Origin of the sequence: Mucilaginibacter sp. dw_454 (genome assembly GCF_018449775.1) — a bacterium.
Lineage (GTDB): Bacteria > Bacteroidota > Bacteroidia > Sphingobacteriales > Sphingobacteriaceae > Mucilaginibacter.
Map to the genome: position 1 here is coordinate 367,218 of NZ_JAAVVB010000004.1, position 25,430 is coordinate 392,647.

Below are 25,430 nucleotides of genomic sequence, written 5' to 3' on the forward strand. Positions count from 1 at the left end.
TAAAATAAAAAAAATGAAAAAGGTATTATTAGCAGCCGTTGTGGTACTTACTGCAGTTACCGTATGTTTAGCAGCCAGTGTTGACGGTGTTTGGAAAGGCTTAGTTGAAGGACAGTATAATTTATCGTTAACTTTGAAAACTGATGGCACTGCATTAACAGGTGTTTTCAATTTAGTAGATAACAACCCAAAATCAGAAAATCCTGATGAAGCTGGTTACACACCGTTTGTTGCTGCCCAAATGGGTAAAAACACCATCACTGACGGTAAAGTTGACGGCGATAACATTCAATTTACTACAACTTTTAACGGTAAACCAATTGTTTACAAAGGCACCATTACTGAAGGTAAATTGGTTTTAACCACTACCTTTAACAATGCACCTGTTAAGTTGACTTTAAAGCAACCTGCTGTTGCTAAGTAATAAATCCTGATAACGGATATAAAGAAAAAGCCCTTCTGAATATTCAGAAGGGCTTTTTCTTTAATCTTATTTTGTCATCCTGAGCGGAGCGAAGGATCTTATCAAACTTTTAATTCAAGCGTATAAGATTCTTCACTATGCTCAGAATGACAAGCATGTTTTTATTTGTTCTTACACATCGCAAATCATCATTGATGCTTGCAGCGAGGCTATCATTTTATCCTGATCATTAGTTATTGGCAGGTACTCTTGCGCTACATAGCCTTTAAAGCCCAGGTCTTTGATGGCTTTGATGACAGCCGGATAGTATAGCTCCTGCGTATCATTTGGCTCATTACGGCCGGGTACACCTGCCACGTGGAAATGCGCCAGATAATGTTGGTTTGCTCTGATAGTAGCAATTACGTCGCCTTCATCAATTTGCATGTGGTATATATCGTACAGTAATTTAAAATTTTCTGATCCCAGAGCTTTACATAATTTCACGCCCCAGTCTGTACGGTCGCATTGGTAATCGTGGTGGTTAACCTTGCTGTTTAATAACTCCATGCAAAGTACCACACCATGTTTTTCGGCAAGTGGCAGGATCTTTTTAAGACCTTCTACGCAATTGTTTAGTCCGGTTACATCGTCTTTACCTTCTCGGTTTCCGCTAAAGCAAATCAGGTTTTTATAACCTGCAGCAGCAACTTTCACAATCAGGTCGCTGTAGTCTTTGATCAGCTTTTCGTGTTTTGCAGGGTCGTTCCAACCAAAAGTTATAGCCACGCCCGGTCCGTTGCACATTGATGAATATAAACCATGTTTTTGAGCTATCGGCCATTCCTCAGGACCTATCAGGTCAATGGCTTTCATACCCATCCCCTTGGCAGCGCCGCAAAGCGTGTCGAGGTCTATATTTTGAAAGCACCAGCGGCATACTGAGTGGTTGATATTACCTTTTAATTTAGCAGGTTCGTCCTTGGTCACAGGCGAGGTTTTAAATGCAGATAATGCACCGGCGGCAGCTATGGCCCCGGTTCCGGCAACAATGTTTTTAATGGCCGATCTGCGGTTTTGGGATGATCTCATAATAATTAAAATTACGCTTTTTTAAATTAGCTTGTATAAAAATTTAAATACATTAAACTGCAAACCTTTAAATTTGTCTATAATTACAAAAAGCATAAATAACGAGATGAAGAAGTACCTTTTTATATCATTACTGGCGGTGTTAATTGCTACCGCAGTTTGTTATGCCGAAGGCGCAGCAGGGAAATGGTCTGGTACTATTGCTTTACTGTATGATGTTACCGTAAACATGAAAGAAGACAAAGGCGTAGTTAACGGCACCGTTACCACCGAGATTGGCGACATCCCCCTAAAAAATGGCGTAATAACCGGTAACGATATTGTGTTTAAACCTTTTACTTATAATGGTTTTGCCGTGCAGTACGTGAAGGGTAAAATTGACGGCGATAAAATGAACGTTGTCATAGGCTTTCAAGGCACTACGTTTACAGGTGTGCTTAAACGGGTAAAATAAATCATCGGGCTTAATTAGCCTGAAACTCCATTTTTATAGTTATAGACCCGGTTTTTAGACGGCTTGAGGTATTGAAAGCGCCACCGTAGCTGTAATTTTCATTGCTGTTTTTTCCTGTAATCTGGAACACCCCCATAGTAGCTTTTTTGAGTTTCCCTAGTGAGCCGCCTGCGTTATTGGCAATAGTCTCGGCTCGGGCCTTTGCATCAGCACTAGCACGCCCCAGAAGGTCCATTTTTACTTCGGTTAGCTTGGTGTTATAAAATTGAGGTGGGGCTGAATTAAGCTCTACACCATTTTCAATAAGTTCTGTCGCTTCGCGTGATATCTTATCTATTTTATCAACTGCGTTTGACTGCACGGTAACAGTTTGCATCAAGTTATATCCCGAGAATTTCTGGCCAAAATTACGCCCATTGTCATCTGTTACAGGTTCAAATTCTTTATTGATTGTTACAGACGAAAATATAATTTCGGTACTGTTAACTCCTTTTTTTAGCAAATAATCGCGAATAGTATTTTCATCAGCCTTCAGTGACGTGTAGGCGCTCCTTAAATCAGCAGATTTGCGAGAATAAGTGCCATTCCAAACAATCAGATCACTATTGAAATCTTTTTCGGCAAGGCCGGTAACTACAATAGTTTCCATATCGGTTGATCTCGATCTGTAGGCATGGCCAATAACAGCAAAAGCAATAATAACAGATATGCCAATTATCGCGGCGGTGATATAAGGTTTCATGGCGGAACGTTTTAATAAATTTACAGCTTTTAAAGCAATTGTTCAAGTTCTTTAAAACTTCTAACCGGAGTTAATATGCCAAGCATCGAAACTATATTTTGATAAACCTCTGCCGCCGTTCTCCCCTGCTCTCTTAAATATTTGATTGAAGTGGAACCAGCAGATTTAGACAGCTTTTTATCATCATCTTCCATCAATAAAGGGTGATGATGAAAAGTTGTATTAGCAAAAGCTGTTACGCCCAATACATCCGCCAAAAAAAGCTGCGCGAGCGTTGAGGGGAAAAGATCCTCGCCGCGTATCACCAGGTCAACACCGAAATGCAGATCGTCAACTATTGAGGCTAACTGGTAAGCCGGAAAATTATCTTTCTTTTTTACCACAAAGTTTTTCATAGTTTCCGGCAGGCGGATTGTAGTAATGCCATCGGTTAAGGTTTTCAGATCGATGGGCCTGTCGTCGGTATAAAGTCGCCAGGCAGTTTCGGGCGTATCCAGAGGGAGGGATTTATTGATACAATTGCCCGGATAACTGTCACCTTGTAACTGGGAGCGCGAACATTTGCAGGCAAATACCCCACGTTGTTCTGCCAGTTGTTGCAGCGCATCATCATACATATCCATCCGGTGTAATTGCGACCACTCATCATGATATTCAATTACATTCCGTGGACCCTCATCCCAGGGTATCTCCAGGAAATTTAGGGTGTCAAAAATATCCTGAACGTATAAATGATTTACCCGCTGCTGATCGAGATCATCAATACGCAGCAAAATTTTCGCGCCGGTTTTGCGGGCTATGGCCGCAGTAAGCGCGAATGACAAAGCATTACCTAAATGCAGATAGCCGCTGGGCGTAGGGGCTATTCGGGTGCGGGTAAACTTTGTCTCGTTATTTAGCATGGGCGCCAAATTAGGTTAAATCAGCTTAAATAAAAAAGGGCCCTGAAATTATCAGGGCCCTTTGTACGTTATCTATGATTTTTTAGTTAATGCCTAAGGCGTGAGCCACCTGGTTATAGTTATTCAGGCTAATACCCGGATTATGCAGCATCATATTAGTTAGTGCTGTTCCCGGAATTACTACAACCCTGAAATCCAGACTTCCTGATGTAAAACTTGATTTAATATCCAGGAAACCAACACCAAAGTCTTGCAGACTTAAAGTATTTCCTGAATCAGAAAATGGCAACGGGTTCCATGTCGCTGATGTGCCGGTAGTACGGCAATACACCAATACAATACCTTTATCAACAACATCCTGCGTAATAGCAGGCACCGAAAGGCGGGTGGCACTTAACAAAGAGACGCTCTGATTGGTGAACAAATAGCTATTTATTTCTGCTGCGCCGGTTGCACCAGTAGCGCCCGTTGCACCATTTGCACCTGTGGCCCCGGTTGCGCCATTTGCGCCGGTAGCACCATTTGCGCCTGTCGCGCCATTAGCACCAGTTGCCCCGTTGGCGCCATTTGCACCTGTAGCGCCCGTTGCACCTTTAGCGCCTGTTGCTCCAACTGCACCATTTGCTCCGGTAGCGCCCGTTGCTCCATTTGCTCCCGCGCCTGTAGCACCCGTGGCACCTGTCGCACCGGTAGCGCCTGTAGTACCATTAACTCCGTTTGCGCCATTGCTGCCGTTTGCGCCGGTTACACCAGCCACCCCTTGCGGGCCGCCTGCACCAGCAGCTCCATCGGCACCGGTTGCTCCAGTGGCGCCGGTTGCACCTGTAGAGCCGGTTGCCCCCGTTGGGCCCGGGTTAGTGGTGCTTTTGCAAGCGCCCAGGCTAAGTATAGTTATTAACGATATTGATAGTAAATGTTTAATCTTCATAGTAATGAATGTAATTACGCTAAAATACAGGGTTTTTACGAAACATTATTCATTTTGGTTTCAATTATTTGTTAGGCGCGCAAATTAATTTCTTTTGATTATAGTTATTTAACACAGCTAATTTTACCAACGGTTAACATCTGTTTATAAAATAAAACGAATCAGTTAAAACTTATATTTTTTCTTTTCGTTAAAACACTAAATACTTAACCTATGAGTAACATACGCACCCTGCACGCAAAAGTGCACAAATGGATTGATTCCATCGGATTTAGGCTAAATGCCTCGCAAACTGACAAGAGAAATAAGGTAACTACCAACCATTATTTCTTTGAGACTTTTAATTTTATCGAAAGAAATAAGGATGGCGATATTGGTAATTCAAAATTTTTATGTTTTGATATGTACGGCGAAAAAATAAACGTGCGTTCACTACTTGATTTGCAAACTGCCTTTTTTGAGAATATCAGCCAGCTTAAGTAATTTGAGTATTACTGCTGTTAAACCCTGCGTTTTAGGGTTAAGTGCATGGGTATATACTTTTTATCCCTAAATACTAATAAAAAAAATGGTCGACCGTCTCTTGATTTAAAGAGATCATCGATCTCTTGCAATGACATATTTGATACCGAGTTGACGTTGATCATCTCAATCTCATCGCCTTTTTGTAAACCAGCTTCGCTACCCGCCGATCCGGGTTCAACCTTCTCAATTACTACATGTACATAATCGTCCTTAAATGTGTAGTAGGTTAAGCCCGTCATGTCGTGCTCATCATGCCTTTTAAACTCCGCTCCCGGCTTTAGATAAAGTGTGTTGTTAGGATAATCAAATATTACATTAAATTTTTTAAGCAGGCCAATACCCAGGTTGCCATCGCGCGATATTGCTTTCGGAATCTTATCATCATCAGGAAATGCTGCTATAACGTTCTTTACCTTATATTTATCCAGTTGCACTTCTTTAATACGACTTAACTCGCCGCTGATCAACCCATTAATCCCTACCCCTAAATTAGCATCAATAAACTTCTTTTGAAGCTTTTCTTTATCCTTCAAATTTTCCAATGAAATAAAATGGCCCGCGCCCAGATCAACAATCAGTTTAGTTTGTTTTTCAGTACCGTCGGCAAAGGTAACTTTCGAGGTTAGGTAAGGTTTACGATCTTCAATACTAATAGGGATTTTGGCCCCGCGTTTATAGTATCTCATATCCTCGGGGGCCGATACCACCAGCGTTGTATCTATAAAATCAATTTTTACAGCAAGCCGGTTAAAAAATTCATACCCTAATAAACCATGTATCGTTTCGCCTGCATAAGCCGAAAGGCCAAAATTATCCTGCTTGAAAATAGCCGCGCTTACGTTATTACTTACCACACCATGAATATCAATTTTAAGTGGATTGGTAATGTAGGCTTCAAAATCATTGCCCACGCCAAAGCCATGTATTTTAAATGTGCGTTTGCTTTCAACGCCTATAGAATCAATTAATGAGGGTTCTGTAATCAGCATATAACCCACGCCGGTGTCTAACACAAAATTATAGGGGCCGTGGTTATTGATCTTTAGTTTAACCACAATCAGGTTGCGTACCAATTGAAATGGAATAGTTTCTACCTGCCCCTTGTACTCCATGGAGAAAGACTGCGCATTAGCCGGTAACCAAAAGCAGCAGAGTGCAATTGCCAGAATAACAAATCGATAACGCTTTAAGTAAAACATTGCCCGAAACCGGATTTTCTAATTGGATATTAAAATTAACAAAATATTACATCATAACAGGGAATATTTGTTAACTAATATTCAACTACTTTTTGTCGACTCCTTGGGCGGGTCCTTCAGTTCTCCTTTTAATTCCGGGTTTTGCGCGGGGAGCGTTTTAACCTCATGCTCAACCTCGGTTTGTATTACTGCTACTGCGTACTCCGCAGGTTCAATTTTACAGCCGGTTGCTTCGGCATAAACCTGGGTAAACTCGGCGCCTATATAAAGTATGGCGGCGGTATAATAAATCCACAGTAAAATCAGGATGATAGAACCAGCGGCGCCATACGCCGAGCTTTGAGCAGAATACTGCAAGTAAATGCCGATAAGATACTGCCCCAGCATAAACAGCAGCGCTGTAAAAATAGCCCCCGAGCGTACATCCTTCCAGCGGATCTTAACATCAGGCAGTACCTTAAATATAATGCCGAATAACGTTGAGATAACAATTAAAGTAATACCCAGGTTAATGCCTTTGATAAGCAGATTAGTAACGTATGGCAGAAAGTGCTCCAGTTTTTTACTCAAGGCATCCATCAGGAAATTAACAATAAGCGAGGCCAATAATAAAAAACCAAGACTCACAATCAGTGAAAATGACAAGAAACGATTTTGAAGCAGTTTAAGCCAACCTTTTTTAGGCTTAGCCTTAACCCGCCATATCATATTTAAAGAATCCTGGATCTCTATAAAAATACTGCTGGCACCCAGCATCAAAGTAACTATGCCAATAACCACTGCGATACCGGTTTTGCCTGACAGCGCCAGGCTCTTTAACATATCTTGTATTTGCACTGCAGCTTTGGGGCCTACATACTGGGCAATTTCCGGGTATAGCCTGTTTGCTGCAGCATCATTACCCAAAAACAAACCTGCTAATGATATCACTAAAATTAAAAGTGGCGCCAAAGAAAACACCGTGTAGTAAGCCAATGAGGCACTTAGCTTGAGGCCGTTATCATTAATAAAACCGCTAAACGTAGCTACTAAAACTTTCCAGAGTTTTTTGAGGTGTATTTTGTTAAATAATCTCATTGTAAATCAAATATATTTGTGTTGCACGACGATTAAAATCTGTGCAGCATGGCCATGAAAAAAACAAATTCTTTTAACGGCTTTTTGATACTAACATTTATTTGCTGTAATCTAAGCAATTTTAATGCCTTTGCTCAAAAAACCAACATTTGGATAGTTAGAGTGGCCGAAACAAATCCGGTGGTACCAGGAGCTGCTAACGTATCACCGGGCCTGTCTGCCGATGGCCAGGAACGCGCAACCGCCCTGCTAAAAGCGCTAAAACACGAAAAACTGCAGGCTATTTACATACCTTCAGGCACCCCCGCCCAACAAACTGTTTATCCCTTATCAGCCAAAGTAAAACTGCTGCCCAGGGTTTATACGGATAGTGTTGGCGCATTTGTAAAAACCCTTAATCGCAATTTTCAAGGCACTAATGTATTGATTGCAGCACAGTTGAAAGATATTTTGCCGTTAATAAGCCAGCTTGGCGCAGAGCCGCCTTTTGATGCCTTAAATGATGAGGATTATGATCTGCTTTTTTCTATCACTATTGATAATAATGACAAAAAGGATATGATGGTTAGCTATTACGGTAAAGCCCACCATGTATCAGAGATCCCGCAGCAGTATCTGATAGAAAAATATTATCCATCATATATTGCGCCCATTAATAACCATTAATGCTGCGACACAATCAGTAAATCAAGATCCTTGCTTGGAATATTGAAACGCTCGGCAATATGTTTATTGGTTAAATGGCCCTGGTAAATATATACCGCTTCGCGGATACCTTGTTTTTGCCAGATCACATTCTTGATCCCCCCCTGTTCGCCAACCTCTAATAAAATAGGTGCGAAAATATTAGTTAAAGCGTAAGTAGCAGTACGTGCTACACGCGACGCTATATTAGGTACGCAATAATGAATTACATCATATTTACGGAATACCGGGTGGGTATGGTTAGTGATCTCTGACGTTTCAAAACAACCGCCCTGGTCAATACTTACATCAATAATCACCGAGTTAGGTTTCATCTTGCTAACCGTCGACTCGGACACGATGCAAGGGCTTCGGCCATCTTCGGCGCGCATAGCGCCAATAGCAACATCGCAGGTAGTGATGGCTTTCTCTAAAACTATAGGCTGTACCACCGATGTAAATACCCTTGCGCCAATGTTATTTTGCAGGCGGCGCAGCTTGTAAATTGACGGATCGAATACTTTTACCTCGGCCCCCAATGATATGGCTGTACGGGCAGCATATTCACCTACGGTGCCGGCACCTAAAATAACAATCTCTGTTGGTGGCACGCCGGTAATGCCGCCTAGCATAAGTCCCTTACCATCAAAAATATTGCTCAGATATTCGGCAGCTATTAAGATAGATGTAGCACCCACAATCTCGCTCATGGCACGTACTACGCTCAATGAGTTGCCTTCGTCGCGCAGGTGTTCAAAACATAACGCTGTCACCTGTTTTTTAAGCAAAGCCTTTAAAAGCTCTGGCTTAAGCGATGACAATTGCAGCGTTGATATCAGGATCTGGCCGGGTTTCATCATCGCTATCTCTTCCATGGTAGGCGGAGCTATTTTAATGATGATATCGGCTTCGTAAACTTTTTTGGTATCGAAAACTATTTGGGCGCCTTGTTCTGCATAATCTTTATCCAGAAACTTAGCGGCCTTGCCCGCGTTGCTTTCCAGCATAACCTCGTGGCCATTGTTTACCAATAAAGCTACAGAAAGCGGGGTAAGCGGGATACGGTTTTCCTGGAAGGAAATCTCTTTGGGTATGCCGATGTAAAGTTTGTTTTTTTTATTCTTGACCTCAAGCATCGATTCCTGGGGCTGCATCATGGCCTGCTTCGCGACGTCTGAAAAACCGCTGTATTTCCCTGAACTCATATTCTATATTTAGGAATGATGAAGATAATAAAAATCCGTCAGATTTTTTCAACAGATATTTGCCTGCTGCCGTTAGCTAAAGCCTGAATATTAACGCCGATATAATTGAGCGGCAACATATCCGGAATTTTCTCGGGCCACTCAATAAAGCAATAATCGCCAGAGTAAAAATACTCCTCTGCGCCCATATCCAAAGCTTCGGTTTGGGTTTTAAGCCGATAAAAATCAAAGTGATAGATTTTGTTGCCCGGCCCGTTATATTCATTTACAATAGCAAACGTAGGGCTGGTAACCGCTTCCGAAACTCCAAGTACTTCGCAAATAGTTTTAATAAACGTGGTTTTACCTGCGCCCATATCCCCCTGAAAAATAAATACCTTTTGATTGCCGGCAAACTCCATAAGCCGCTTAGCCGCGGCCGGTAGTTCTGAAATTGAAGAAGCAGTAATGATCATAGCTGAAGGCAAAAATAACCAAACGTCCGTTTCTTAGCGAACAAATCTTATGGGCTGATTAAATTTGGCTAAAGCCAAAGCAAATTTAATAATTACCCGTCCCATAAATGGGACGGCAATGAATATAAAACTTCATTAATTTATTTAATATTCATTGCCGCCGGCTTTAGCCGACGGAACTTAAATAAATTAAATTCTGGCTTTAGCCTAATCTTGCGAAGATGTTCTAAACTACTGTTTCGCAATCCTATAAAAATTACCATTATCGGTCAGTCCGTATAGGGCGCCATCTCTACCGGTAACCAACGCGCGCCAGCGTTCGTTCAACTCTTTAAACAAGCGTTCCTCGCCTACCACTTTGTTATTTTTAATTATCAGCCGCGCAATATGCGATCCGCTCAGGCCACCAACAAACAAATTATTCTTCCACTCCGGAATCATATCGCCGGTGTAAAAAGTGATGCCCGACGGCGAGATGCTCGGATCCCAATAATAAACGGGTTGCGTGATGCCATCTTTTTGCTGTATCCCATCGTAAACCTGTTTTCCACTGTATTCAATACCATAAGTTACATAGGGCCAGCCATAATTATTACCTGCACGAACAATGTTGATCTCGTCGCCGCCGCGCGGGCCAAACTCGTCCTCCCAAAGCTCACCGGTTACGGGGTTCCAGGCCATACCCTCCGGGTTTCTGAAACCGTAGGCATATATCTCGGGCCTGGCACCCGCAGTATGGGCAAACGGGCCATTAGGCACTGGTTGTCCGTCTTTGGTTATGTGTATTACTTTACCTATTGTAGCACCTAAATCCTGCGCTTTAACACGGATGTCATTGGCCCCCCGCTCACCGGTGCTCACAAATAGGTCGCCTTTTTTATCAAACAAAATGCGCGATCCGTATTGCAGATCGCCTTTGTAATTTGGTGTAGCACGATAAATCACCGTTACGTTTTCCAGTTTGGTTTCATCGGCAGATAATTTGCCTTTGGCTACAGCCAGCGTCGAGCCATCAGCACCCGGTTCGGCGTAGTCCCAATATACTATGCGGTTGTGGGCGTAATCGGGGTCTATATTTACATCCAACATACCGCCTTGTCCCTGTGCCAATACAGCCGGGAAACCGGTAATCTGCTTATCCAATGTACCATCTATTTTTAAGATCTGCATGGTGCCGGTTTTGCCGGTTATTAAAAACCGGCCGCCGGGTAACACATGTATCCCCCATGGGTTTTTTAAGCTGCTGTTAATTACTGTAGCTTTTACGGGCACACTGGTTTGAACACCATGTATGCGCGTTTGGCCAACAAATGCCGGCTTATAGTTACTGTTAGGCGCCTTTGTTTCTACATGGTTTGTAGTATCTGCTGTTTGACCCATAGCCACTGCCGATGCGCCGAGAAATATCGCACTTAAAGTAAATTTCTTGATTTGAATTGCTTTCATAGCTGTATGAATGTTTGCTTATTGCTTAGTTAATACAATATACGGGCAGATATGTTTAGGCGTTGGCTTGCATTAAACCTGTTACAAAGGCATAAAAAAAGCCCCGCTCCAAATGGAGCGGGGCTTTTGCTTTAGTTTATTTCAAATTAGTTGAAGATATATCTTAAACCAACTTGTGCTTGCCAACGAGAGAAGATACTCAAGTCGGTTTTGAATGAACTAGTTAACGGAACCTGGTTAGCATTGTCCAGGTAAGGGAAAGTATAGTTCAATTTACCATTAGCATCTTTGGTGCCCATGTATTTCAACACAGTTGAAGAACCGTTGTTGAAACCGGTAAATGAAGTATAGTATTGACCCCAATCTCTGTTTAACATGTTACCAAAGTTAATTATGTCAAAAGTAACTTCGATAGTGTTGCGTTTGCCATCACCTGATTTCACGAAGAAATCTTGAGCAAGGTGCAAGTCAACACGTTTAAAGTAAGGCAGGATCACGCCGTTACGTTGAGCATACTCGCCTTTGTGTTTGCTCAGGTATGGATCCTGGTTAATGAAGTTGTTTAATTGAGTCCAGATCTGATCTGGTGTACGTGGGTCGTTTGCATCAGCTTTAACCAAATTGATTTGACCTTTGTAAGAAGGGATAAACATCAGGTCGTTGGTTGCGCCGTCATTGTTAGGGTCGCCAGAGGTGATGTAAGATACAGCACCGCTGTTAGCGGCCTCAAACTCTAAACCGATAGTTGATGCATAGTTTTTAGCATACTCTTTTTTGTAAGCTAAAGTAGCAATAACACGGTTAGGCATTACAAATGAGCTATTTGACAAGTTATCTAAATTTGGATTACCTGCTACATAACGGGTGCTCCAGATTGTAGATGCTGTTGAACCACCATCGTTAACATCTTTTGATACGGTGTGCGTATAAGCTGCGCTGGCAAATAAACCATTGCTGAATGATTTTTGTAACTGCGCAGTTGTAAACCATGAGTAACCCTGGTTAGTATTACGCATGTAATATAAACCACTGATAGACGGGTTTGCTAAAGTTGCTGCAGAAGCGGCCGGCGTAGTGTTTTTTGACGTATAGATCAACTGGTGCTCATCACCAGGAGCTGTAGTAGTGGTGTTAGACAATACTAAGTTTTGGTGATAGATAGCGTTGATATCTTTGGTATAAGCACCCTCGATTGTACCAATAACGCCGCCAGGTAACTTTTGGTCAATAGCAACGTTGGTACGCCAGATTTTTGGATATTTTAAGTTCGGGTCTGCAACATCTAACTCATATGAAGTGTTAGCCGCTGCAACAGCCGGACGATTAGCATTTACGTTTGGATTGTAAATTAACTGCGCATTTTGAGCTGGTGTATTGCCGGCAGCACCTTTGGTGATGGTGTATGAACCAAACAATAAACCGTTGTTTGACGCCTGGTTAGAGATCCATACAAATGGAACCTGGCCGGTGAATAAACCTGAACCACCACGCACCTGGGTAGTTTGATCGCCATTAACATCCCAGTTGAAACCTACACGCGGAGAAATTTGCAAGCGGTTCTTTGGAAGTTTTGAAGGATCAACATGGGTACCACCCTGGAAAGTTAATGCAGGTACGTTTGCGTTATAACCTAATTGCGTAGGGAATACATTATAATCAGCTCTTACACCGTAAGTTAATCTGAATTGATCTGTCAAATGCACTTTATCTTCTGCATATACAGCATAAGTATTGGCTTTGATTTTTGCATAAGGGAACTGACCGCCAGGCAAAGCAGAGAAACGGGTAGTATAAGCAGTAGCTGCAGCACCCGAAGTAAAGTCGGCTGCCGAGTTAAAGGTATATAAACCGTTATAATCTGGCGCAAAACCATTCAGGTAGCTTTGACCTTGATCACTTGTACCAAAAGTAAACTCATGTTTACCGGCAAATATGGTAAAGTCATCATTAAACTGCCAGATATTGGTGTTTAACAAGTTACCTGCAGTATATAGTTCATAACCAACGCTGGTTTCAACTGCAGAAGCAGTAGTAGTAGCGCTACCGTTACCAATATCGGCCATCGGGATGGTTGCACCTAATGACGCACGGTAATCGCGCAGAGCCTGGTAACCAACAGTCAGTTTGTTTGACATGGTGTTGCTGATACGGCTATCCCACTCTACAATACCAATGTTAAAGTTGTTATTAATGCGGTAACCTGAACCGTAGAATGGCAAGGTAGTAGTACCCGGCGCACGTGTAGTGTTGCTGATACCTACGATACCAGAGTTACTTGCAGGCTGGTCTTTAAATGATTTTAAGTAGAAATATTTAGCACTGATGGTGTTGTTTTTATCAACGTTCCAGTCTAATTTAACAGTCATCTTATCACTTGAGGTTTTATAAGCATAACCCTGATAAGCACCTTCGTCATAACCTAAACCTTTTAAGTAAGTAGAGATAGCATCCAAATCAGAAGCTTTTGCTTGCGATACCTGCGAACCGCTAACGCCAGGAGCTGTAGCTACATAAGCTGTAGCCGGTGCGCTGATACGCTCTTGCTCGCCGGATACGAATAAGAATAATTTATTTTTGATGATAGGACCGCCAACACTTAAACCGGTTTGACGATAAGTGAACGGCGTTTTAGCAACACCCGCAGTACCGGTTTGGTAACCTTGCAGACCTTTGCTACGGATATAATCATAAACAGTTCCTTTAACTTCATTGGTACCAGATTTTACCGCGGTGTTAATACCTGCGCCGGTAAAGTTACCCTGACGTACGTCATAAGGAGCTAAGTCAACCTGGATCTGTTCGATAGCGTCCAAAGAGATAGGTTGTGAGCTTGTTTGACCACCCAAAGTACCAGACAAACCAAACGAGTTGTTAAATAAGGCACCGTCAACAGTTACGTTATTGTAAGTGCTGCTACGGCCACCAAAGTTCAAACCATTAGGCGTAGCTGATGGAGTAAGTTTGGTAAAATCTTGTAATGAACGGTTAATGGTTGGCAGGTTATCAATTTGCGTACGGCTGATGGTTTCGCGGGCACCGGTACGTGATGAATTGATTACTTTGTTGCCGGTGCCGGTAACGGTAACCTCATTTAAGGTAGCCGTGCTGGTTTCTAGTTTAACCTTAATGTTTTGATCCTGGCCAATAGTTAAGCTGATGCCTTCTACGGTAAAATCTTTATAACCTATAAAGCTTACTTTAAAAATGTAGGGGCCACCTACTCTTAAGTTATTCAAGTTAAATCTACCATCGGCACGGGTAGAGGTTGAGTAGACAGTACCGGTTGGTACGTGGGTAATGGTTACTGTTGCACCTGGAACGGTTTCCTTTTCGTCAGTTACTGTACCATTGATGCTGGCGGTGGTTACACCTTGGGCATTTACCTTGTTAGCGATGGTAAACAATGCACCCGTGACCAGCAGAATAAAAAGTAAAACTTTTTTCATACTTGTTTTTTAAGAGTTAATAGTGAAATCAATTAATTGCTACAAATATAGCCGGCTTACCAACCGCTAGTGTTAAATTATTATTAACAATTTGTGTATTAAATACTCACACATAACCAGACTTTTAGCCTTTATGTAAAATATCACAATAAATAATTAATATTTTCTTAGAAATTAAGCTACGAACCTAACATTACGAAAAACTGAGCGCCCAATTAACTCACAAATGTTGATATTTTACAACAACCGACAAGAAAATCACCAGTTAATAGAAATTCTTCAATATATAACCGAATTGGTTGCCAAAACTTAAACGTTAATTAATACTATTGTCTTGGATATGAATTTCTTAAATAGATACTAATTGACGTTGAAGGAAAAGCAAGAGCCGTTATTATGTATTTTTTGGTTTATAATATTATTTACACCTATCAGGAATAATATAAAATACAATCGATTTCATCAGGCAAAATACTTTCTCGGTTAATCTTAAATTAACATTGATTTACTGCTCTATTCAATCATACGGCAGGGTCGTTCCGACCTAAAAAACTGTTAAACAAACATTAAATTTTATTTCCTGTTAAATGTTTTATCCCTGCTTTATTGCACAGGCCAGGTTTATAAGTATTAGTTACAATATTTTAATTAATTAATATTTAGCTATAACCTTTTATTGTAAGCCCAACGTATAACAGAACAAATTATAACCTAGGTCTATCGCCCCTCGCAGACCCATACTAAATGTTGTTGAATAAGTTGTTTTAAGCAGGCTTTCGCTGTGCGCGATATTTTGCCTTGTGTTAGAATTACTTGTGGTAGTGGAACTACAATTTATTGTTTTTTAAAAAGCTTACAATTAATCAAAACAACAATAAACCACTAATTCCTACAATGATGAAGAGAACAATTATCCTGACGCTGGGCGCCTGCCTGGCCATGTTAAGCTGCACAAAAAGGGACGAAACAAAAGGGGCCATGTCCCTGGGTTCTGCACCGCCCATTAATTCTAAACAGGCTTTCAATTCCTGGGACCCGGTAGATGCGACCACTGCCTACACCGCTTTTAACAATGCCTGTTACAATCCAACAACCAAACTTTATTACAGTACCACATTAAAAGATGCCGATGCTGCCATCTGGACCAACGCTATATTTTGGGATATGGCCATGGACAATTACCTGCGCACCCGCACTTCGGCAGCGCTTACGCGCGTTACCGACATGTACACCGGCGGCTTTAATAAATACGATAGCTATAACTGGAACAACACCACCGTATGGTTTATTTATGACGATATGATGTGGTGGGTAATGGCCCTGGCCCGTGCCAACCAGATCACGGGTAACGCGGCTTATTTAACTAATGCCGAGGCTGGTTTCGACCATGTCTGGGCTGGCTCTTACGACCCTACCGGCGGTGGTATGTTCTGGGATTTTAACCATACGGGTAAAAACTCATGCATTAACTTTCCTACCGTTATTGCTGCCATGCGTTTATATACTATAACCGGCAACACCGCTTATCTAACCAAAGCGCAGACCATTTATACCTGGGCCAAAGCCAATTTAACCAACACCAGCACCGGCGAGGTTTACGATAATAAGATAGGCACCAATCCTCCGGGCGGCCAAGCCTACACTTATAACGCGGGTACGGCCATAGGCGCGGCTTATGCCTTATATAAACAAAGCGGTAACAGCGCTTACCTGTCAGACGCCCAGCGTTATGCCGACTATGTGAAAAACAACCTTTGTGATGTGAACGGCATCTTGCCTGCCGAAGGCGACTTTAACGAACAGGGTACCATGAAAGCTATTTTTGCCGATTACATTATGCAGTTGATCAACGACGGCGGCCAAACTCAATACTTAAGCTGGATTCAAACCAATATTGATACCGGCTGGGCCAACCGCGATCCGTCTCGAAACCTTACTTACCGTAATTATGCCGTGGCCTGCCCTACCGGTTACATTCAAACTTACGAGGCTTGCAGCCTGGTGGCGTTTATGCAGCTGTATCCCGGCGTAACATTTTACCAGGACACCATGTTTGGCGGCACCGTGACCGGCATTATCCCGAAAGGCACCTACACATTATCGCAACTAACGCCTTATGGTTTTGTGAACGATTGGGCCTCGTCGGCCAAGGTACCGGCCGGCTGGACCGTTACTATGTACAAAGATGATAACTTTACCGGCCAGGTGTGGACCCTGCCAAGCGGCGAAACCCCACACTTCCCTAACCTGACGCCAAACGCCAACGACGTGGTAACATCGGTTAAAATACAATAGATACTTTTACCCTAAACCTGCAAAAGCACAACGGCGTAAGCTGTTGTGCTTTTTTGTTAATTTTAAGCGATGGAGGAGCATTACTTCTCCGTCACGTCATTGCGAGGAACGAAGCAATCTCTACACTTGCTAATCAATATGCAGATTTTCCACAAGCGAGACGCTTGCGGCAGCGAGGGTTGAAAAATTCGGCAGTAAAAGCATCTGGCACTGAGGAGCGTCTCACAAAAAAGGCCACTCTTAATAAGCGGCCTTTTTATAAATTTCAATAACAATATTAGTTTAACGCATTGTATAAATTACTAACATCTGAAGCCTGGAACGCGAAGTTGTAGATTCGCAGATCGCTCATGGCGCCGTTAAAAAAGTAGGTGCCGGCCGGATTGTCTTGCCCTATATATAAACTGGCAAAAACCAGCGCGGCTGGAGCTGCAACATTAATAACAGAATTAGACAATACATTATCTATATAAACGCTCAAGCGGCGGCTAACAGCAGAATCGTACGTAATGGTAACCATGTGCCAGGCATTGGTAGATATTGCCGTCGAACTTGAGGTATTAGCTACGCCATTTGAAAAGTTTACCAGACCGGTTGAGGTAATGCCCCAGCTCCAGCCGCTATTACCAATTCCGAAATTTCTTTTACCCATAATAATGGAAGCCGAAGTACTAAGCGCGTGTAAATTTATCCAGGCATTTAGCGTAAATGAGCTGTTAGCCAGGCGAAGATCAGTGGCATCGGGCACAACAATAGAGCTGGTAGTACCATTGAATGCATAAGCGCCTACGGGGTTGCCAAAACGGTCTGTTGTTGTGGTAATCGCTGTAGCGGTGCCATTATTACCATTTCCCGAAAAATCATTGGTAGATTGAGTTAACGGCCAATAGGCTACCACGTCGTTTGTAGGTGGCGTGGTCGAAGCGTAAAGCGCAGAAACCTCAGTAGCACTTACGGTACGATTATACAAGCGCACATTGTCCAGAGCGCCATTCAGGAAAGATCCGCCCAAAGTAGGATCGTCTTTTCCCAGGTAAAATGTATTGGCATTAGTAGCAACCGGCGTATTCACACTGGGTGTGGTAGGGATATAATGAACGCCGTCTACATAGGTATCTGTTGTATGCGCCGTATTGCTATATACACTGGTTACCATGTGCCAGCCACCGGTATTTACATGGGTAAATCCTTCTCCGTAGGGCGTGGTGCCGGGGTTAAAGTTAACAAAACCCGAACCTCCCGGCGACGCAAGGGCTCCTGTTATACCAAAGCTCCAGCCGTCGTTAGGCGTGCTGCTGCGTTTACCGGCAATCACCGAACCAAAGCCTGCATTATAACTTGTTAAATTTACCCAGGCATTGATGGTGTAATCTGTTCCACTTAGCCGGAAAGGCACATTATCTGGCACAGACATAAAGCTGCTGGTGCCGTTAAAGCCCGATGCACCATTGGTGTGGCCCGAGTGGTCGACAGCCGGGCTGATAGTACTTAAGGTAGCGGTATGACCATTCCCCGAAAAATCGTAGCCGGTGTTACTTACACCGGGCCAATAAGCTAATAAACCATTTGAAAGCGTTGCCAGCGGCGCAAAGCTTGTCGATACAGTGTTAGGTGTTACGATACCTGACGCTGTACCCGGTGCGCTATTTTTTTTACAAGCGATGAAAGAAATTGAGGCAGCTGCAAATAAGGCAACGCCCATTACGGATTTTTTTTTCATGATGATAAAATTTAGAGTAAGCGTTATTGCTTATTATAAATCTATAGTTAAAATTTAACACACTCTGGTTGTGAATAAAATGAATAAAGGTTAATATTTTAACAATAGTTAATATTTTTGATGTCACTAACGCCTTTTCGGAAAACGTATTTATCGGCCTATATAGCGCTTAATTCCTGACATAACAGGGCTGCGTTCCTTACAGCTATAGCGTGGTGGCCAGCAAACGGGGTGGATCCAAACCCACTTAAAGTCAGAAAAAGTGATCCAATTATTAAAATAGTTTCAATGCAACTATTTCATTTTCAATTATTTGTATTTTCCAGGTGATCCAACTGATTCAATTGATCCACATTCTCGCGTGGATCAATTCGGCCTTGCACGGGGCGGAAAGAGGATAAGAATATCGAACACCGAATGTTAAATAGTGAATGATGAAGTACTTCTTAATTTGAAATTCAGAATTCACTATTCGATATTAAAATAGCGAAGCAAAGACCGGGTGCCCCGTCACTGGTCGAAGTTTTCAACTTCGAACCAAAATGCAGCAAGTTTTCAACTTGCTTTGCGAGATGATTGTTTAACTGTTTTTAAATGCTTCAATGAGCTTTTTTCTGCTCGATTACCGTTGTTTCGCAAGTGATAATTGCTTTTATAAGCTAATCTCTTAAACAACAGAATGAAACAAAAAAAGACTTAAAAGTCATAAATACTGTTTCATTTTGTTTCATTTTGTTTTCTCAATATATTCATTACCAGAGTTTTACATTAAAATAGTGTTTCACTTGTTTCACCTGACACATACACACGTGAAACAAAACAAACGTCGCTACTGGCGGGAGAGTCCCCCCGCGTTAGTGACAGCAGCGGATACCGGCCCCGCGCTAAGGCCTTGCGCAGTATGAGCGAATGGCGCGGTCCGCCCCAAGGCGGAAACGCCCAATCACACCATAACATTTTTACAATCTAAAATAAACCCGCCAGCTTTACCTAAACTGCTTTTCCTTATCTTTCGCACAGCCAAAAATCTACGTTTATGAAATTCATTAGCCTGTCTGCTGCCTTAGTTACAGCGTTCTGTTTATGCGCCAATAAACCCGACCCGATAAAACCTGTCGCGGCGGTTAGTACTGCTGACTTTTTAAATAGCATCGGCGTAAATTCGGCCATATCAACGCGCGGTGAGAAACTGGAGAAGACGATTGAGGCCATCAAATACACCGGCATCCGTTGGATCCGTGCTGGCTATGAGGGCGATGTGGCTTCGCCCGATCTTTTAGCCTTGCACCAGGCAACCGGCTTAAAATATAGTTATGGGCTGATGAGTGGCGGCACGGATATCCCGCGTTTATTAAGCGGTGCACGTGTGCTGGCTGATGCAGGTGCGCTGCTGGCTTTCGAAGGCAATAATGAACCTAACAACTGGGCCATTACTTACAATGGCCAAAAAAGTGGCAAGAACGAAAGTTGGATCGGCGTAGCCAAGCTGCAAAACGAACTATACAAAGCCGTAAAAGCCGATAAAGCACTAAAGAAATATCCCGTTTGGAGCCTCACCGAAAGCGGCGCGCAGAAAGATAATGCCGGCCTGCAATACCTAACCATCCCGGCTGGTGCTAACACTGTCATGCCCGCCGGTACTCAATATGCCGATTACGCTACTTGCCATAACTATTTCTCGCACCCAAGCCATCCTGGCGTATACGATAATCAAACCTGGAACGCTGCTGATCCGGGTCATTTGTGTAAAGTAGATGGATTGTATGGCAATTACGGTAAAACCTGGGCCAACAAATTCATGGGCTATACAGAAGAACAATTGGTTAATCTGCCCAAAGTGACTACCGAAACCGGCGTAACCATTCAAGGCGATTTTACCGAGGAAAAACAGGCTCGCCTATACCTTAATCTTTATCTGGCGCAGTTTAAACGCAAATGGAGCTATACTTCGGTTTATTTGCTGCGCGATCGATCTGACGAGGATGGCAACCAAACGTTCGGCTTTTATCAAAAGGATTATACGCCGCGTAAAGCTGCCGTCTACTTACATAACCTCACCACTATTTTGACGGATACGGGCCGGGCAAAGCAACCCGGCAAACTGGCTTATACTATTGCCAACCAACCCGAAACTGTGCATGACCTGCTTCTAAAAAACAGCAATGGCAAATTTCAACTGGTGATCTGGGATGAAAAAGCCAGCGGAACAGATAACCTGATCATAAACTTGAGTAAAAAATACAGCACTGTTAACGTTTATGATCCGACTATCAGTGAAATGGCACAAACCACTTTAAGAAATGCCAACAGTGTTGTATTAACTTTAAGTGACCACCCAATAGTGATTGAGCTTTAACCGTTAAATGAAACTTGTAAATACATCCAATTACAAAGTACTGCTTGTCATACTTTTATGACATATTAACTTTTAAGCTATTCTATTGCTCCTTAATGCAATCTTAACATTTAGTTTAAGTTTGGCTTATACTGTACGTGTTCTTTTGCGCAATATCTAAAGCGGATATTAGTGTAAAAAGTTCAGCTACTACAATTATTCCCCCTGACTCATTTTGCCGCTTTAGTTATCATTCAAATTCATTAATGGTAATTAAAAATTCATGAAGCAACTTTTACAATTTAAACGGCACCTGTTGTTGCTGTTATTATTTGCAGGAACTTATGTTACTGCTTCGGCACAAGGCATAAAAGGCACCGTGGCCGACAAAGCAACCGGCGAACCACTTATTGGCGCTACGGTTACTATTAAAAACAGCGCAGGCGCTAAACAATCTGTAAGCGTGGGCCTTGACGGCAGTTTCGTTTTCAGAAACGTTATGCCCGGTAAATATGAAGTAGAGGCCAAATACGTTTCTTATAAAGATGACGAGGCAAACGCAAACGTTCAGGATGGCGTAACCGAAAACGTAAAACTATTGTTAACCAGCAAGTCGACCGACTTGAATGAGGTAAAAATAGGCGGAACAGCAGATCGTACCAGCGACCAAAGCGCACGTATGCTGGAGCAGCGCTCAAGCCAGGTCCTTAATGCGGTATCTGCCCACGCTATCGAGATTTCGCCGGATATTACCGTAGCCAACATTACGCAACGTGTATCTGGTGTAACAATCCAACGTAGCAACAACGGCGAGGGCCAGTATGCCATTATCCGCGGTATGGAGAAGCGCTATACTTACACGCTGATCAACGGGTTTAAAATTCCAAGCCCTGATAACAAAAACCGTTATATCCCATTGGATATTTTCCCTGCGGATATTATTGACCGTCTGGAGGTTTATAAATCATTAACCCCGTCAATGGAAGGCGATGCGATAGCAGGTGGTATTAACCTCGTGCTGAAACAAGCACCAGATGATTTTACAGTTAGCGCTAACGTAGGTGTTGGTATGTCGCAAAGCGTTATGGATCATGGCTTCACTAACTTTGGCGCCAACAACCAAACGCTACGCTCGCCACGCATTACTAACGGAGCTGCCTACAATGCTACTATTTCAGATTTCACTAATGATGGGCAGCACTTCAGCAATTCGAAGTTGCCCGTGGGTACAATTGCTAACCTGAGTGTTGGCGGCCGTACTGCTGATAAAAGATTTGGCGCCCTGGTTTCATTAAGCTACCAGGATATCTCTAAAGACACTAAAGGGGTTTTCTTTGCGTCGGATGTTGACGTAAATAACCAACCGGTAGTTACAGATATCCAGGCCCGTACTTATAATATAGAGCAACAACGTGCCAGCGCTATCGGCCGTTTTGATTATAAATTCAACTCGCGTAACAAGTTAAATTTCGATGCTTCTTATATCAACCTGTCACAAAATCAATATCGTTTTGTATCTGATACCTCGCTTACATTAGCGCGCACCGGTGCCGGCCAGGGCCGTGTAACGCAAGACCCACGCAGCCAGCGAGACGTGCAAAAGGTATATGACTTTACCTTACATGGCGACAATCGCTTAGCCGATAATTTCAGCATTAACTATACCGGTAAATACTCAAAAGCTACCGCTAACGAAAACCGTTACGACCTGGCATTATTAACCAGCAGGACTTTGCAATCTGACGGATCTGTTACCCAGGCTCCGGTTAGCTTAGATGCTTTAAAGGGCCAGACACAAACTTTCTCTTACAACTCTGATCAAGATAAAAGCGGCTATCTGAATTTAGTTTATACACCAAAATTTGGCGACACCAAAGTAGAGTTTACAGTAGGCGGCATGTATCGTAACAAAACCCGTAACAGCACTTTTGACCAATATACACTGGGCCTGCCGTTAACCGCATCAACCCAAACTTACGATGGAAACATCGACCATAATAGCTTTGTGGTTTCTACCTTACAAGGCACCGCTTCTGACCCACTGAACTACCAGTTCACTGAGAATATTGGTGCAGGTTTTGGTCAGTTTAAATTTAATATCGACAAATTAGAATTATTAGGCGGCGCTCGCTATGAGCACACCGATCAAAGCTATTTTGACGCTCTGCCTGCCACGCAAGCCGGTAAAACCGGATCAATCAAATATTTTGATATATTGCCAAGCTTAAACTTAAAATATGCTTTAAGCGACAAAGAAAATCTGCGTGCCTCTTATTACTCTGCTATCAGCCGTCCAAACTTTTATGAGATTGTTCCGCATACCAGTGGCGACCCGGATGCAGATTACCAGGAAATTGGCAACCCCAACCTAAAACGCGCTACTGCCGATAACTACGATCTGCGTTACGAGTTTTTCCCTAAACCGTTAGACCAGTTATTGGTGGGTGTTTTCTACAAAAGAATAGTTAACCCAATTGAATACGCTTTAGTTAACTTACAGGCTGCCGGCTCAAGCGGCTATGCTTTGCAGGCCGCTAACTTTGGTACGGCCAACAACTATGGTTTTGAGGCAGATTATACCAAATACATTCGCAATTTTGGTTTCCGTGCCAACTACTCTTATACCAATTCACAGATCACTACTGCAAAGGCAGAGCGTTTCCGCGATGGCAGTGGCAACATTACCAGCCGCCAGGTTGAGCAAACCCGCCCGCTGCAGGGCCAGTCTAAAAACGTTGGTAATGCTTCATTCCTCTACAAAGACACCAAGAATGGTATAGACGCGCAGATCTCTGCAGTTTACACCGGCGAGCGTATTAACTCGGTATCTGATTTTTATGATAATGATGTTTGGCAAAAGGGTTTCGTAACGCTTGACGTATCTGCCGAGAAGAGATTATTCAAGAACCTGTACGTATATGCTAAAGCCACTAACTTAACCAACACGCCTTACGAGCTGTTTATCAAGTTACCTTACCCTCAAACCGGTTTACCTGGCGCTACCGGCCAACCCATTGAATACCAAAAAGCGGGCGAGAATACCTTTATCCGTAAAGACTCTTACCAGCAATACTACATCCTTGGCTTACATTATAAATTTTAATAACGATGAAAAAGATATTTAATCAATTACTGGTGATATTGGGCCTGTCGATGGCCCTAAGTGCCTGCCACAAAGCAGAGGACGCCAGGATATCGCCTGCATTAATTGTTACCGCCAATGGCATCAAATCTGATACGCTATCGGGCACAGTTAAAGGCACTATGTTAGCGGGTAAAACTTATTACTTTAACAAAGACATCACCGTAAATGATGGCGACACGCTGTTGATGCAAGCAGGTGTAAAACTACTTGCTATTGGTGACGGCTTGACTCCTGAAACATCACCGGAGATTTTTATGCACGGCACATTTATTAGCTTGGGTACCCCGGCCAACCCTAACTATATCACTGTACCAAACGCAGCCGATTTACATACCCAGGCTACCCAGCAAAAATACACCAACGTATTCCTGGGCTGGTGGGGTGGTATTACCTGCACACCTGCTGCCGCTACATCATCAAACCCAAGCCCTAAAGGCGGCGATTTGATTTTGAAATGGACACACGTTGAGTTTAGTGGTGGCCCTGCCGGCGCAAGCGACAACCAGGCTTTCTATACAACAGGCAGCCCGCGTTATAACGTTTATTTTGCCAACATTACCAAAAACATGATCATTGAAGATTGCTGGTTCTTTGGTTCAAAAGACGATAACATTCGCACAGATGGCGGCAAGATCAGCGTAATGCGTAATACCTTCGAGCTTTGCGGCGGTGTAGGCGGCGAGTTTCTGAACATGAAGAGCGGTACCGTGGGCGATGTTGCCTACAACATGTGTATTGGCTCTGCAACCAATTCATTAAAAGTGAGCGACGCGGGCAGCACCGGCACACAGGCTTATGTAAACCTGTATAACAATACTATGGTTAACGGTGGTTACCGTCAAACAAAAGCGGGCCGTGGCGGCGCCGTGGATTTTGAAAAACTAGGTAAAGGTAATTGCTATAACAACCTGTTTATTAACTGCCGTTTCAGCCTGCGCGTAACCAGTGATGCTGACGATCCGAACGTGAAGTATAATAACAATCTTTTCTATGGTCAAAACTCCAGCATAGTAGGCCAGTTTTACAGCACTGATAGCTATACCGGCATTAAACAAGGCGCTAACGATATTATATCAACAACTCCTAAATCTAATGCTCCATTATTTTACGGCTACGACATTGACCAGTTTACCTATGCTAATCCAACTGCCCCAATGACAGCCAGCTTACAGCCATATGCTGTTATTGCTATAGGTAACGGCAATTTTAAAATACAAGGCACATCGCCCGCTGTGGGTAAAGGCAAAGTTGATTTTTCACCTTTGGGTACCGTAACCTCTACCGGGGTATATGGAACCACCATCACACTACCAGGTAAGGACCTTGGTGCTTACCAAACAGATGGTACCGGTAACCAACACTAATAAAACATTTACA

The 25,430-nt window shown here is 42.9% G+C and carries 19 protein-coding genes; 8 read left to right on the top strand and 11 right to left on the bottom strand.

Annotation, left to right across the window (positions count from 1 at the left end; all coding sequences use genetic code 11):
• The first annotated feature begins 13 nt into the window (after positions 1–13).
• Positions 14–424, top strand: a complete 411-nt coding sequence (locus HB679_RS14975; RefSeq protein ID WP_214072811.1) for a hypothetical protein — start codon at positions 14–16, stop codon at positions 422–424.
• Positions 425–595: 171 nt separating this feature from the next.
• Here the strand turns inward: HB679_RS14975 and HB679_RS14980 are convergent, their stop codons facing one another.
• Positions 596–1,495 carry a TIM barrel protein gene (locus HB679_RS14980; protein WP_214072812.1) on the bottom strand — a complete coding sequence of 300 codons (900 nt, stop codon included), beginning with the start codon at positions 1,493–1,495 and terminating at the stop codon, positions 596–598.
• Between the two features lie 106 nt (positions 1,496–1,601).
• Here HB679_RS14980 and HB679_RS14985 point away from each other — a divergent pair, with 106 nt between their 5' ends.
• Positions 1,602–1,949, top strand: coding sequence for a hypothetical protein (locus tag HB679_RS14985; RefSeq protein ID WP_214072813.1), 348 nt, complete (start codon positions 1,602–1,604; stop codon positions 1,947–1,949).
• Between the two features lie 10 nt (positions 1,950–1,959).
• Here HB679_RS14985 and HB679_RS14990 read toward each other — a convergent pair whose 3' ends face one another.
• From HB679_RS14990 to HB679_RS15000, 3 genes are all read right to left on the bottom strand, one after another.
• Complete coding sequence (locus tag HB679_RS14990) at positions 1,960–2,691, bottom strand: SIMPL domain-containing protein (RefSeq protein ID WP_214072814.1); 732 nt, start codon at positions 2,689–2,691, stop codon at positions 1,960–1,962.
• A gap of 29 nt (positions 2,692–2,720) precedes the next feature.
• Positions 2,721–3,593, bottom strand: coding sequence for a glutamate--tRNA ligase family protein (locus HB679_RS14995; RefSeq protein WP_214072815.1), 873 nt, complete (start codon positions 3,591–3,593; stop codon positions 2,721–2,723).
• An 82-nt stretch (positions 3,594–3,675) separates the two neighbouring features.
• Positions 3,676–4,521, bottom strand: coding sequence for a hypothetical protein (locus HB679_RS15000; protein ID WP_214072816.1), 846 nt, complete (start codon positions 4,519–4,521; stop codon positions 3,676–3,678).
• A gap of 213 nt (positions 4,522–4,734) precedes the next feature.
• Between HB679_RS15000 and HB679_RS15005 the strand changes: the two genes are divergently transcribed.
• Positions 4,735–5,004 (top strand): hypothetical protein, encoded by a 270-nt coding sequence (locus tag HB679_RS15005; protein ID WP_214072817.1) that lies wholly within the window; start codon positions 4,735–4,737, stop codon positions 5,002–5,004.
• 17 nt (positions 5,005–5,021) lie between these two features.
• On the opposite strand, the gene HB679_RS15010 is transcribed toward HB679_RS15005, so the two are convergent.
• Together HB679_RS15010 and HB679_RS15015 are read right to left on the bottom strand one after the other, a co-directional pair.
• On the bottom strand, positions 5,022–6,245 hold the full coding sequence (locus tag HB679_RS15010; RefSeq protein ID WP_214072818.1) for an aspartyl protease family protein: 1,224 nt from the start codon (positions 6,243–6,245) through the stop codon (positions 5,022–5,024).
• An 81-nt stretch (positions 6,246–6,326) separates the two neighbouring features.
• On the bottom strand, positions 6,327–7,322 hold the full coding sequence (locus tag HB679_RS15015) for a YihY/virulence factor BrkB family protein (RefSeq protein ID WP_214072819.1): 996 nt from the start codon (positions 7,320–7,322) through the stop codon (positions 6,327–6,329).
• A gap of 54 nt (positions 7,323–7,376) precedes the next feature.
• Here HB679_RS15015 and HB679_RS15020 point away from each other — a divergent pair, with 54 nt between their 5' ends.
• Positions 7,377–7,988 (top strand): hypothetical protein, encoded by a 612-nt coding sequence (locus HB679_RS15020; protein WP_214072820.1) that lies wholly within the window; start codon positions 7,377–7,379, stop codon positions 7,986–7,988.
• On the opposite strand, the gene HB679_RS15025 is transcribed toward HB679_RS15020, so the two are convergent.
• The 4 genes from HB679_RS15025 to HB679_RS15040 form a co-directional block, all read right to left on the bottom strand.
• A complete protein-coding gene (locus HB679_RS15025) occupies positions 7,985–9,211 on the bottom strand; it encodes an alanine dehydrogenase (RefSeq protein ID WP_214072821.1) in 1,227 nt (408 codons plus the stop codon). The genes HB679_RS15020 and HB679_RS15025 overlap by 4 nt on opposite strands.
• Before the next feature lie 38 nt (positions 9,212–9,249).
• Positions 9,250–9,666 carry a tRNA (adenosine(37)-N6)-threonylcarbamoyltransferase complex ATPase subunit type 1 TsaE gene (gene tsaE, locus HB679_RS15030; RefSeq protein ID WP_214072822.1) on the bottom strand — a complete coding sequence of 139 codons (417 nt, stop codon included), beginning with the start codon at positions 9,664–9,666 and terminating at the stop codon, positions 9,250–9,252.
• Positions 9,667–9,897: 231 nt separating this feature from the next.
• Positions 9,898–11,112: a PQQ-dependent sugar dehydrogenase gene (locus HB679_RS15035; protein ID WP_255547622.1), complete on the bottom strand. Its 1,215-nt coding sequence runs from the start codon at positions 11,110–11,112 to the stop codon at positions 9,898–9,900.
• A gap of 146 nt (positions 11,113–11,258) precedes the next feature.
• Positions 11,259–14,558, bottom strand: coding sequence for a carboxypeptidase regulatory-like domain-containing protein (locus tag HB679_RS15040; RefSeq protein ID WP_214072823.1), 3,300 nt, complete (start codon positions 14,556–14,558; stop codon positions 11,259–11,261).
• An 894-nt stretch (positions 14,559–15,452) separates the two neighbouring features.
• On the opposite strand from HB679_RS15040, the gene HB679_RS15045 reads away from it, so the two are divergent.
• Entirely contained in the window at positions 15,453–16,853 is a 1,401-nt protein-coding gene (locus HB679_RS15045; protein ID WP_214072824.1) for a glycoside hydrolase family 76 protein, read from the top strand.
• A 277-nt stretch (positions 16,854–17,130) separates the two neighbouring features.
• Here HB679_RS15045 and HB679_RS15050 read toward each other — a convergent pair whose 3' ends face one another.
• Positions 17,131–18,573, bottom strand: coding sequence for a LamG domain-containing protein (locus tag HB679_RS15050; protein ID WP_214072825.1), 1,443 nt, complete (start codon positions 18,571–18,573; stop codon positions 17,131–17,133).
• Between the two features lie 1,036 nt (positions 18,574–19,609).
• Between HB679_RS15050 and HB679_RS15055 the strand changes: the two genes are divergently transcribed.
• From HB679_RS15055 to HB679_RS15065, 3 genes are all read left to right on the top strand, one after another.
• Positions 19,610–20,929: a hypothetical protein gene (locus tag HB679_RS15055; protein ID WP_214072826.1), complete on the top strand. Its 1,320-nt coding sequence runs from the start codon at positions 19,610–19,612 to the stop codon at positions 20,927–20,929.
• 262 nt (positions 20,930–21,191) lie between these two features.
• Positions 21,192–24,011: a TonB-dependent receptor gene (locus HB679_RS15060; protein ID WP_214072827.1), complete on the top strand. Its 2,820-nt coding sequence runs from the start codon at positions 21,192–21,194 to the stop codon at positions 24,009–24,011.
• A 5-nt stretch (positions 24,012–24,016) separates the two neighbouring features.
• Positions 24,017–25,417: a hypothetical protein gene (locus HB679_RS15065; protein ID WP_214072828.1), complete on the top strand. Its 1,401-nt coding sequence runs from the start codon at positions 24,017–24,019 to the stop codon at positions 25,415–25,417.
• Positions 25,418–25,430 lie beyond the last annotated feature (13 nt).